At 73.1% G+C, this 11,703-nt stretch carries 8 protein-coding genes; 2 read left to right on the top strand and 6 right to left on the bottom strand.

Features of this window, described 5'->3' with window-relative positions; genetic code table 11:
- Window positions 1-45: 45 nt before the first annotated feature.
- A complete protein-coding gene (locus BLV05_RS13990) occupies window positions 46-861 on the bottom strand; it encodes a peptidoglycan recognition protein family protein (RefSeq protein WP_046767424.1) in 816 nt (271 codons plus the stop codon).
- A 202-nt stretch (window positions 862-1,063) separates the two neighbouring features.
- On the opposite strand from BLV05_RS13990, the gene BLV05_RS13985 reads away from it, so the two are divergent.
- Both BLV05_RS13985 and BLV05_RS13980 read left to right on the top strand, forming a co-directional pair.
- Window positions 1,064-2,161: a M48 family metalloprotease gene (locus tag BLV05_RS13985; protein WP_052762232.1), complete on the top strand. Its 1,098-nt coding sequence runs from the start codon at window positions 1,064-1,066 to the stop codon at window positions 2,159-2,161.
- A gap of 9 nt (window positions 2,162-2,170) precedes the next feature.
- The gene (locus tag BLV05_RS13980) at window positions 2,171-3,769 is read left to right on the top strand and encodes a type IV secretory system conjugative DNA transfer family protein (RefSeq protein WP_082155025.1); all 1,599 of its coding nucleotides are present in this window, start codon (window positions 2,171-2,173) and stop codon (window positions 3,767-3,769) included.
- A gap of 621 nt (window positions 3,770-4,390) precedes the next feature.
- Here the strand turns inward: BLV05_RS13980 and BLV05_RS13975 are convergent.
- The 5 genes from BLV05_RS13975 to BLV05_RS13955 are packed head-to-tail and all read right to left on the bottom strand — an operon-like array spanning window position 4,391 to window position 11,688.
- Window positions 4,391-5,491: an SGNH/GDSL hydrolase family protein gene (locus BLV05_RS13975; protein WP_052762233.1), complete on the bottom strand. Its 1,101-nt coding sequence runs from the start codon at window positions 5,489-5,491 to the stop codon at window positions 4,391-4,393.
- Entirely contained in the window at window positions 5,488-6,675 is a 1,188-nt protein-coding gene (locus BLV05_RS13970; RefSeq protein WP_052762234.1) for a mandelate racemase/muconate lactonizing enzyme family protein, read from the bottom strand. Before BLV05_RS13970 ends, BLV05_RS13975 begins: the two co-directional genes overlap by 4 nt.
- Window positions 6,672-7,631, bottom strand: a complete 960-nt coding sequence (locus BLV05_RS13965) for a glycoside hydrolase family 88 protein (protein WP_046767426.1) — start codon at window positions 7,629-7,631, stop codon at window positions 6,672-6,674. Before BLV05_RS13965 ends, BLV05_RS13970 begins: the two co-directional genes overlap by 4 nt.
- Window positions 7,631-8,923, bottom strand: coding sequence for a sugar ABC transporter substrate-binding protein (locus BLV05_RS13960; protein ID WP_046767427.1), 1,293 nt, complete (start codon window positions 8,921-8,923; stop codon window positions 7,631-7,633). Before BLV05_RS13960 ends, BLV05_RS13965 begins: the two co-directional genes overlap by 1 nt.
- Window positions 8,920-11,688 carry a hypothetical protein gene (locus tag BLV05_RS13955; RefSeq protein WP_152690631.1) on the bottom strand — a complete coding sequence of 923 codons (2,769 nt, stop codon included), beginning with the start codon at window positions 11,686-11,688 and terminating at the stop codon, window positions 8,920-8,922. The genes BLV05_RS13960 and BLV05_RS13955 overlap by 4 nt, the downstream gene beginning before the upstream one ends.
- Window positions 11,689-11,703 lie beyond the last annotated feature (15 nt).

Genomic DNA, 11,703 nt, shown 5'->3' with positions numbered 1-11,703 from the left:
GGGCCGCCCCTTAGGTGCGGCCCGGCGGATTCGCGCGGGTGCGGCTCAGCGGTCCCGGCCCGCGGCCGCGTCCTGGACCGCCTTGAGCTCGGCGGCGGTGATGTCGTCGCTGCCGGACGCGAGCTTGATGACCGCGCGGGCGATGGAGATGTTCTGCTCGCGGATGTAGGCGGTGTCGCGGACGACCTGGGCGAGCTGGGCGGCCTGTTCCGGGGTCATGTCCTGCTCCTGGGGGTTGTTGGTCAGCTCGATCACCGGGTTGCCGGGGCAGGCGGTCTGGGCGCCCGGCACCTCGCGATGTCCTCGGATGTCGCCGCGACCGGGCCAGCGCCGGAGGAACACGTCGCGGCGGAAGTCCCAGAGCGCGACCGCCATCGCGGACGTCGGCTGCTCCCGGTCGCCGACGATGCACAGTACGCCCACGAACTCGTGGTTGGCGTCGGGGTTGCTCGGACTGGCGCAGTGGGCGCCGACCCGCGCCGAGCCGCGCAGGTCCCACACCCGGCCCGCCTGGTCGATCGCGAAGTTGTAGCCGATGTCGGACCAGCCGCGGTCCTCGACGTGGAACTGCCGCCAGGCCCGCAGCCGCCCGGCCACCGTGGCGGCGGACTCGACGCCGTACGCGTCAGTCGTCGAGCCCGGCCAGTGGCAGGCCAGCCCGACCAGCTTCGTCCCGGTCAGCTGGGCCCCGCCGCGCGCCGTGGACGTCCATGCGGAGCGGGGCATGTAAGTGGTGGCGGCCTGCGGCACGGGCACGGGACCCGGATCGGGCAGGTCGGGCAGCGGCTCGGCCTCACCGGCGCGGTCCTCTGCGGTGAACGGACCCGGGTCGACGTCGAAATCGCTCGCGGCGGTCGCCATGGCTGCGCCTTCCCATCGTCAGGATGCCTCACGCCGATCTGATCGATTTCTACCCATCTGCACGAAGTGTCAAGCATCGTGTCAGGTCCGGATTTCGATCTGTCGCGTGAGGGCTGTCACCAGACGGTCATATGGTGACCTTCACAGGTGTGTGGCCATCCCCGGGCCGCGCAGCGAAACGACGAGTTCATCGGAGGCGGCGATGAGCGACGACGGCCGGACGTCCGGCGCGCGCCCCAGCGGCCCGCCGGGCGGCTTCGACGATCCCGATCCGCCCCCGGCCACCGGGCTGCGGGCCCGGCTGTCGTCGCAGGCCGCCACCACGCCGCGGCCCTTGCGGCCGCGCCGCGGCGCGGACCTCTCCACTCTGGCCTCGCTGGTGCTGGCGCTGCCGTGGTTCGTGTTCAGCCTCACGGTCGTAGGCATGGTCGGGCTGGGCATCGGCGCGCTGGTCGGCAACACCACCGTCGTGCCCATCCTCTGCATGGTGCTGTGGCTTGCCAGTGGCGTGCTGATCTTCTACCGGCCGGTCGAGATCGGGGTGGCGCGGTTCTTCCTGCGCGCCCGCCGGCCCACGCCCAGCGAGCGCGAGCGGCTCGAGCACGCCTGGATCGAGGTCTCCAGCACGGCCGGCCGCGACGGCGCCAAGTACCAGCTGTTCATCGAGGACAGCGACGCGCTGAACGCGTACGCCGCGTCCGGTCACATCGTCACGGTCACCCGCAAGACGCTCGAGGCGATGCCGCACCACCACCTGGCGGCGGTGCTGGCGCACGAGCTGGGCCACCATCTGGGCGGCCACCCGTGGAGCAACCTGCTGGCCTACTGGTACTCCGTGCCGGCGCGGCTGCTGACGCGGGTGCTCCGGCTGGTGCTCCGGGTGGTCGTCAGGCTGTTCTCCATGGTGTTCGCGGTGGTCGCCCGCATGCCGGCGCTGGCGTCGTTCATCGCGAAGGTCATCACCTGGTCGCTGATCCTGTTCGTGGTGTTCTTCGTGACGGTGCTCATGGCCACGGCCGTGCAGTCCGGCCAGACGTGGGCGCCGCCGACGGTCGCGCTGATCGTCCTGACGCCGCTGCTGCTGCCCTGGCTGGCCCGGCGCAGCGAGTACCGCGCCGACCGCATCGCCGCCAACCTCGGCTACGGTCACGCGCTCATCGAGGTGTTCGAGGACTGGCTGCGCCAGGGCATGGACGACGACCGCCGCAACTTAGTGCTGCGGGCCCGGCTGTTCAGCACCCATCCGGCGCTGGCGGCGCGCATCAAGCGTCTCGACGCCTATCTGCGGAAGAACGCGTAGGAGGGCCTCATGCTCGGTCGACGACGGCGCGGCGAGACCCCCTGGGACGTGCTCCGCGCAGACCATCCCGACGCCGCCGTGGCGATGGACCGGCTGGTCCAGGACGGCCGGCTGTCCGACGTCGACACCGCCCGCATCACCGGCGCGCTCGACCTCCGCGCAGGCGACGCCACGGCGCTGGCCCAGCTGGCCGACGAGATCGTGCGGTACGGCCCGGCGGCGCTGGCGCACCCGTCGGCGCTGCACGACCTCCCGGTGCCACGGCTGGCCAAGCACAACCTCGCGCTGGGGCAGGTCCGCCTCGGGCGCACCGTCCAGGACCCGCACGCCGACACCGTCATGACCCAGGACTTCGGCATCGACCAGGACGTCCTGCGCACGTCGCTGCTGGTCATCGGGCCGCCGGGGTCGGGCAAGACGCGCGGGTTCGCGCTGCCGATCGTCGAGCACCTGTCGCTGTCGGCGCTGGCCGGGCAGTCCAGCGTGGTCGTGGTCGATCCCAAGGGCAACGACTTCGCTCACAAGGGCTGGTTCGACGTCACCATCGACCCGCTCAACCCGACCACCGGGTTCGACCTCTACGGCGGCACCAACCATCCCGACACCGCGGCCGACCGGCTGGCCAGCGCCATGCTGCCGCCGTACGTCACCGACGACATGGCCTACTTCATGGACGGCTCGCGCAACGCGCTGTACGCGTGCCTGGCGCCGTTCCACCTGGCCTTCGGGCGGTGGCCGAAGATCCGCGAGATGCTGGCGCTGCTGCGCTCCGAGCAGGGCATGACCGACCAGGTGAAGGCCAACCTGCGCGGTTCGGAGGGCAAGGAGGCCAAGGCGCTGCTCGACAGCCGCCGCGACCAGCTGGCCCGCAACGCCGACCCCGCCGCGTCGCTGGTCGAGCGGTTCCAGCTGCTGGCCCGGCCGCGGCTGATGGACCTGTTCGACCGCGAGAACACCTTCCGCATGCACGACATCAACAAGCCGATGCGGGTGCGGGTGTCGCTGCCCGAGGCCGAGTTCCCCGACGCCACCCGCATCCTGGCCCGGCTGGTGGTGTCGCAGTTCGTGCAGGTCACGTCCGCGCCCGACACCAACCGCGGCATCTTCAAGGCGCTCGCCATCGACGAGGCCGGCCGGTTCGTCGACGACTACGTCGCGCGCGGCGTGCAGAAGCTGCGCTCCAACAACGCCGGGCTCATCCTGCTGGCGCAGACCATCAGCGACTTCCCGGTGCAGGTCCGGGCCACGGTGTTCGGCTCGGTCGGCTGCAAGGCCGTGTTCGGCGGCATCGACCCGGTCGACGCCAAGGTGTTCTCCGACTGGTTCGGCGACCACTGGGTGTCCGAGGTCAGCTACAGCCAGGGCGAGGCGACCGGCCTGGCCCGCACCAGCGGCAGCTCCCGCGACAGCCGCGGCGGCTGGAACCGCTCCGACGGCGAGACCCGCAACTGGGGCGTCACCAAGGGCACCAACCTGCGCCGGGTCGAGCGGCCGCGGTGGACGGTGTCCGACATCGTCACCCGCATCCCCGCCGGCCACTGCGTCGTCGCGTTGTCCCGCTCCGACGGCACCCGCACCGGCCCCACGCTGATCAACCTGCGCGCCTGAGTCGGGGAATGCCGAGTTGGCCGGGGTTTGCCGAGTTGGGCGGGGGTTTGCCGAGTTGGGCGTCCCCCTGCTGCCCATTTTCTTAGCCGCGCACCCGCGCCTCAAGCGGACTGATGGGCGCTTCGCGCCGACGATGACCGCTTGACCCGCGGGCCCGCGGCCCAAGAACGGGCAGCTATCAGGGGGACGGGGAAGAACCGGGCACAGCCCGGACGGTTCGCGGCCGTCGCTCTGACCACCGGATGCCCAAAGAACCGGCGGATACCCGAATTTCCGGCGAGTGCAGCCCGGATCAGGCCAACACGCGCCGGAAATTCGAGTACCAGCCCGTTTCACCAGCACGACGGTGTGACCTCACCCGCCACCGTGACACCTCACCCGCCACACGACCACACCCGGCATCAATCCAGCCGCCATCCGGTCCTCACACGAGTGAGGTACTCCCCACGCGAGTCAGGACCGACGCCACACTCCCCCCGTCCCCCTGATAGCTGCCCGCACTTAGACCGCGAGGGTGCGGGTCAAGTCCAAGCCCGGAAGCACAGCGAAGAGACACCACAGAGGCGCGGACTTGAGGCGCACCCTCGCGGCTAAGAAAATGGGCAGCAGGGGGACGGCCCACTAGGCAAACTCCCGGCGAACTGCGCGCCCGACCAGCTCAGAGGTCAGCACCGGCAGGGCGGCCTCGGCGAGGCGGGCGCGGCCGGCGTCGGTGAGGTGCAGGTGGTCGCCGGAGTCGTGGGCGGGAAGCAGGCGGTCCGGGTGGGCCGGGTCGCGCAGGGCGGCGTCGAAGTCGGCGAGGGCGTCGAGGCCGGCCGCAGTGCGCACGTGGGCGTTGGCCGCCTGACGGATCGCCTCGCGCTCGGGCGTCCAACTCGCCGCGCCGCCGAACGGCGTCATGGTGGCGGCGACGACGGCCAGACCGGCGGCTCGCGCGCGGGCGACCACCTCGTCGTACGCGGCGATCAGCTCGTCGGCCGACGAAACCCCGCGGGAGAGGTCGTTGACGCCCTCGAAGAGCATCAGGGTGTGCACGCCCGGCTGGCTCAGCGCGTCGCGGTCCAGCCGCGTCAGCAGCGACGGGCCGAAGCCGTCGACGGTGACGCGGTTGCCGGCCATCCCGGCGTTGAGCAGCGCGAACGGCAACCCGCCCGGCGACGAGCGCAAGGCGGCTGCCACCCGGTCCGGCCAGCGCAGGTTCCGGTCCGGCACCGTGCCGCAGCCGTCGGTCAGCGAGTCGCCGACGACCACCACGGCGCCGCCGGCGTCGGGCCGGTCCAGCGTCAGCCGGTCGAGGAAGAACCAGTGCAGCACCCGCTCCGTGGCCCCGGACGAGCCGGACGTCACGAAGGTCGTCTGCGACGAGCGCAGGTGCCCGGTCACCGTCTCGACCGAGCCCGGCACCACGACGGTCACCGCGACGTCCGTGCCGCCGGTGACGGGGAACGACGGCACCGGGTCGCTCACCGCGACCTCCCCGGCCGGCACCGTCACGCACGCCGACCCGCCGCCGAACGTCACCGCCTGCGACCCGCCGGTGCCCTCCACCCGGACCGGACCGAGCAGCACCGGCGCCGTCCCGAACACGTTCGACAGCCGCACCCGCAGGCCGTCTCCGCCGACGTGCGGATGGACCACCATCCGGACGGTCACGTCCGCCAGCCGGACGTCCTCCAGCAGCGCGGTCGCGGTCGTCCAGACGCCGATGGTCCCGGCGGTCACCGGCCGGCCCCGGCGAGGCGCCGCACCGCGTCCTCGTCGACGGTGATACCCAGGCCCGGACCGGCCGGGACGGCGATCGCGGACCCTGCCGGCGTCAGCGCGTCGGCGGCCACCGCGGCCAGCGGGTTGCTGCCGATCCAGTACTCCATGATCGCGAAGTTCGGCATCGCGGCCGCGCACTGCACGCTCGCGGCGACGTGGATCGGCGAGCCGATGCTGACGTGCGGTGTCGCCTGCGCACCGAACGCGTCGGCCAGCGCGGCGATGCGCATCGTCTCGGTCACGCCACCTGCGCGGCACACGTCGGGCTGCAGCACATGCAGCCCGCCGCTCCGCAGGAACGCCAGCGCCCGGTGCCGGCTCGCCAGGCTGTCCAGCGCCAGCGGCACGTCCAGCGCGGCGGCCAGTCGCGCGTACCCGTCGACGTCCTCGGGCGGCAGCGGCATCTCGAAGAACCCGGCGCCCAGCTCTGCCAGCGCCCGGCCCACCCGCAGCGCCTGCGGCAGCTCGTACTGGCCCGCGGCGTCGGCGAACACCGCGGCGGACGGCCCGAACACCGACCGCACCGTGGCCACCGAGGCGATGTCGTCCTCCGGCGACACCCCGATGGCCACCTTGACCGCGCCGTAGCCCTGGTCACGCAGCCGCTGTGCCTCGGCCCGGACGACCTCCTGGCCGGCGTCGTCGGCCGACCCGGCCGGCACCCCCGACGCGTACACCGGGACGGTCTCGCGGAACCGGCCGCCCAGCAGCGCCCAGAGCGGCCGGCCGACCGTCCGGGCCCAGGCGTCCCACAGCGCGATGTCGACGCCGGCCAGCGCCTCGAGCCAGAACCCGGAGTCGTGGCCACGCACCCGCATGCCCGCGTACATCCGCTCCCAGGTGGCGGTGAGCTCGTCCAGCCCGCTGCCGAGCACCAGCGGCGCCAGCAGGTCGTCGACGATCGCCGCGGTCGCCCGGCCGCCGACCGGCGCCTTCGCCTCGCCCCAGCCGGTGACGCCGTCGGACGTGGTGATCTTCACCAGCACCGTGTCGATGGTGTCGCTGTAGACGTAGCGGCGCCGGGCCGCGGGCGGGTACTCCACCAGCGGACGGCCGTGATCGGCGCTCCACGTGCGGGCGCCCCAGTAGACCTCCTCCGGCGCCGCTCGCAGCACGAACGTCTCGACCGTCTGGACCTTCATCGGTGCGTCTCCTCCTCCATGCGGTCCAGCACGGCGTGCAGGACCGGCGCCTGCCCCCACGGGAACACGCCCGTGGCCCGGCTGACGTAGTCGCGGTGGCCGCCCACCGGCGTCGCCTCCGACACCACCAAGGCGCCGTCGTCGAGCGCGGCGAGGGTGGCGTCGAACGCGCGGTCGGCCAGCTCCGCGTAGCCGGCGTCGACCAGCCCGTACGTCACCGCGCGGCGCAGCCCCCAGGCGAGGTAGGCGGCGACGCTGTGCTCCACCGGCGAACCGGGTTCGTCGACGACGGTGTGCCAGCGGCCGCGGTCCTCCCAGGCGGCCAGCGCCTCGACCAGCCGGCCCAGCCGGGCGCGCAGCCCGTCGTCCGGCGCCGCATGCACCGTGTCGACCAGCCCGAACAGCGCCCACGCCTGCCCGCGGCCCCAGGCGACCCCGTTGCCGCGCCGGGCGGCGACGTCGTAGCCGTGGTGGAACAGGCCGTCGTCGCGCTGCAGCACCGACGCGTACGCGGTGGCGTACTCGACCGCCTCGGCCGGCCGGCCCAGCGCCGCCAGGCCGGGCCCGTCGGTGTGCATGCAGTCGACCCAGACGGTCGACGACCACGGCTCGAGGTCCGGCCGGTGCACCCGCGGACCGCCGAGCCAGGGCTCCGGCGCGCCCAGGACGGCCGCCACCCACCGTTCGCAGGCGGCGTCGACCGGCGCCGACGGCCGCGCCCGGCGCAGCGCGAGCAGCGCCTCGACCGGGATCAGGTGATCGGTCGGCGCCGCCGCCGCGGCCAGCGCCGGCCCCACCAGTTCCTCGACCCGCCCGGCGTACTCCGCCGAACCCAGCACCGATGATGCCCGGACCAGCCCGGACAGCGTCCCGCCGATGCCGTACCCCCAGATGGTGACCGGGCAGCGGGCGGTCCGGTCCGCCACGGCGCGTACCAGCCCGGCCGGCAGCCCCATCAGATCAGCGCCTGGACGGCCTGGCCGGCGGCCCGCATGGCGTCGACCGGCGAGGAATCGCCGACCAGCACGCTCTGCACCTGCTCGGCGACGGCGGTCTCCATCTGGGCGTACTGCGGGAAGCGCCAGAACGGGCTGGCCGTGGCGGTCGGAGTGACGCGCTCGTTGAAGGCCGCGGTCAGTGCGTGGGCGGTGACCTCCGGTGCGTCGACCGCGGCCTCCAGCGCCGGCGGAGCCAGGATGTCCTCGAAGTACCGCACGACCGTCCCCTCGTCCGAGGTCACCCAGTGGGCGTAGTCGGTGGCCGTGTCGGCGCCGTCGCCGTCGACCACCACGATGACGTGGCCCCACAACAGAGAGCGCGGGGTGTCACCGGCGGCCAGCACCGGCCGGGCGATGCCGTCGAGCTTGGCCGCCAGCTCCGGGTCGGGCGAGTCGGCGATCGTGGCCGCGGTCCCCTTGACGGCGTCGTCGTACACCCCGACCTTGCCCTGGCCGAACAGCGCCCGCGCGTCGAAGCGGTCGACGTCAGGCGCGATCAGCCCGGCGTCGTAGAGCCGTTTGAACCAGGCGACCGCCTCCACGCTCGGCTCGTCGCCGATGGTCACGGTGTCGCCGTCGATCAGCGGGCTGCCGAAGGTCTCCATCCAGGTGAGGATGTCCTTCATCTGCGCCGGCTTGGTCATGGCGGCGTAGGGGACGATGCCGTCGCCGAGTGTCTTCAGCTCGGTCAGCAGGGCCTCGAAGTCCTCGATCGTCTCCGGCGCCGTGGTCGCGCCGACCCGGCCGAGCAGCTCGGTGTTGGTGACCAGGCCGATGGCGCCGATGGTCCACGGCACGCCCCACTGGGCGTCGTCGACCTGCCCGGCCCTGACGGCGGTGTCGGTGTAGCCGCCGCCTGACACGACGGCGCCGACGTCGCGCAGGGCGCCCAGCGGCGCCACCACGCCCAGCCAGGCGACGTCGAGCTGGGCGGCGCCGCTGAACTGCCCGCCGCGGATCTGGAGGACGAGCTGGTTGAGGTACTCGTTGAACGGATACGTCACGCCGTCGATCGCGATGCCGTGCTCTCCCGCGTAGGCGTCGAGCTGGGCCTGCACGACCGGCGCCGCCGCCTCCTCCGACAGCGACCACGAGGCGAAGCTGAAGTCGGTGGGATCGCCGGCCGGGCTGCCACCGGCGGAGGGACGGCTCTCCCCCGGCGCGGACGGCGCGCAGGCGGCCAACCCGGCCGCGCCGACGCCGGCGCCCAGCAGCTGGAGCAGCCGGCGGCGGGAGTAGACCGTGGTCATCGGATACCTCCTGCCGATCCGGCCGCCGCGACCAGCAGGTCCGCGCTCTCCTGCCGGGTGAGCAGACCGTCGGCGAACCACTGCGACGACGTGTCGCGCACGGCGCGGACCAGTGCGCCGTGATCGGCGAACGGCCCCCGCGCGTCGACCACGTCGAGGAACGTGCAGCCGTCGCCCCTGTCGTGGTTGACCACACCGGAGTCGACGCCGCCGAAGGTCACCGTCACGTCCGCCGGGTGGCCGGCCGGGCAGGCGTCGGCGGCCTCGACCGTCACCGACGTGCGGGCCGTGAACGAGCCCAGCCCGTACGACACCGTCACGACGTCGCCGGGCTCGGCGCCCAGCGCGTCGGTGTCCAGGGCGCCACGGAACACGGCCGCGGATGCCGAGACCTGCTGGACGGCCAGGTCCACCGGCGCGCCGGAGCCGACCCGCACCTGTACCGTCGCCCGGTCCAGCGCCGTGGTGTCGAGGTCGAGGGGCGCGGTCAGCTCGACGGCGCCGTCCACCACCCGCACGGACGTCTCGGCGTCGGCCAGCCAGGCCAGCGACTCGTTCCAGGCGGTGTTGAACGCCACCCAGCCCTCGCTGTGGCCGATGTTGCCCACGCCGGGGTTGTACGGGAAGTGCGCGTTCTTCGGCGATCCGTCCAGCACGCCGGGCACGCCCTGCAGGATGCCGGCGCCGCCCTGGAACTCACTGAACCAGCCGAGCTCGGCGCCCTCGAAGCCCCACTGCTCGGTGGCCGCCCGGTAGGAGGCGTGCCGGCCGGTGGGGTTGCGCCCGAAGATGTTGTCGACGGCGGCGACGGCGAGCTCGCGCAGCCGCTGCGCCAGCGCCGGATCGTCGACGACGCTCGCCGCGGCCAGGGCGGGCGCGGCGAAGCCGGCGAGGTTGCCGGTCTCGTTGGGGTCCGTGCCACCGCCACCGGTGAACGACGGGATCGTCCACCGGTCGTCGGAGTACTTGCGGAAGTCCCACAGGTTGTCCGACCGCCCGACGGCCACCGTGGCCCACTCCGTGATCTTCGCCGCCGTGCCCGCCGGCGCCTCCGACGGGTACCGGCGCAGGAAGTCGACCAGCGCCGTGACGGTGATGTGCTCGGACATCCGCTGGCCCTTGGTGGTCAGCGGGTCGGTCCAGTCGAGGTTGCCGACGATCCAGGCGGCGTTGCGCTGTGCGGCGTCCAGGTAGGCGGCGGCGTCGGGCCGGCCCTCGCGCAGCGCCACGTCGTACATGTCGAGGTTGGCCCGGATCGAGTGACCGGGCGGGAACTCGCCCTTGCCGGTGCCGACCTGCGTGTAGGTCTGGAACAGGTCTGCGGTGTGCGGCGTGTAGTCGTAGGCGGAGGTGAACCGGTCGTGCGGCTGGTGTCCCCACAGCGGGAACAGGTAGTCGCGGACGTCCTCGTACATCTCGACCGGAATCCACTCGGCCAGGTCCGGGTAGGCGCGCAGGAACGCCGCCAGCTGCCCCTTCCAGAGCGTGTGGTTGACGTCGTGCGCCAGCATCCGGTCCACGCCCCAGGCGATCATCCGCACCACCTCGGGGGTGTCGGCCGGCAGCTCGTAGGCCATGCCGCGGTAGACGGCGTCCTCGAGGCGCATCCCCTCGAACGCGCTCGGGTTGGCCGAGAACAGGTCGATCAGCGTCGGCACCTCGAACGAGTACGTGTCGCCGTCGCGCCACATGACGCTCCACCGGCAGCGAGGGCTGTGCCAGCCGACGTCGGAGGCGGCGGCGTCGCCGAAGTAGCAGCGCGACCCGCTCATGAACTCGACGGCGTTCTCGTACGACACCCGCTCCAGCCAGGACGGGCCGATGCCGAACGGCGCCGACTCCCCCTCACCCGCGGTGCCGGTTACGACCACGCGGTAGTCACCCTCGCCGGCGGCCGGGCGGAAGGCGCTGAAGTCACCGACGCCGCCGGTCACCTCGCCGGTGTACCGCTCGGCACCGGACTCGTCGACGACGGCGAACCGGGCGCCGTCCTCGGCCTTCGGCGCGGTGAACCGCTTCGGCCGGTCGGTGTTGAAGCCGCTCTGGTTGAGGATCACCGGCTGCTCGTCGTCAGGCGTTCCCGGCCCGGTCCAGTCGCAGCCGGTGGGCTGGGTCGGGTGGCCGGCCGCGGCCTCGTCCAGCGGGGACACGACGATCGACGAGATCGACGTGCGGGACCGGTAGACGCCGAGCCCGACGGTGCCGCCGTCCGCACCCGCCCGGACCGCCGCCACCCGCTCGCCGTTGATCTCCGCCGCGAGGATGCCGTTCGCCCGGGTCAGGGTGACGTCGAACCACTGCCCGGTCTCCAGTACCGGGGCGGCGCCCACGCACTCGGCCGCGCCGATCGGGCGGGACATGCGGATGGTGGACAGGCCGGCGACCTGGAGCGCAAGGTTCCCCACCCGGGGCCCGGAGGTGTCCGTCCAGTCCGTCAGGACGTTGAGCGGCACGGCGTCGCTGGCGCCGGACGCGTCGATGCGAGCCCGCACCCTGATCTCGTACGACTCCGGCAGCACGACGGCCGGGTCGGGGGTGATGTAGCGGCCCGAGGCCTGCGCCACCGTGTCGACCGTGGTGTAGGGGAACTCGGTGCCGCCGATCGTCCATTCGTCCAGCGACCCGGTCACCGCCCGCCAGCCGCCCATGCCGGCGGAGAAGTCGTCGGCGAACAGCGGTTCCTGTGCCGATGCCGGACCGGCGGCAAGGCCGGCCGCGATCAGGGGTACGGCGAGCAGGGCGATCATCCGGCGCGGAATACGCATGCGAGGCTCCTTCGG

The organism is Jiangella alkaliphila (assembly GCF_900105925.1).
Classification (GTDB): domain Bacteria; phylum Actinomycetota; class Actinomycetes; order Jiangellales; family Jiangellaceae; genus Jiangella; species Jiangella alkaliphila.
This window is presented reverse-complemented; position numbering and strand designations above follow the sequence as displayed.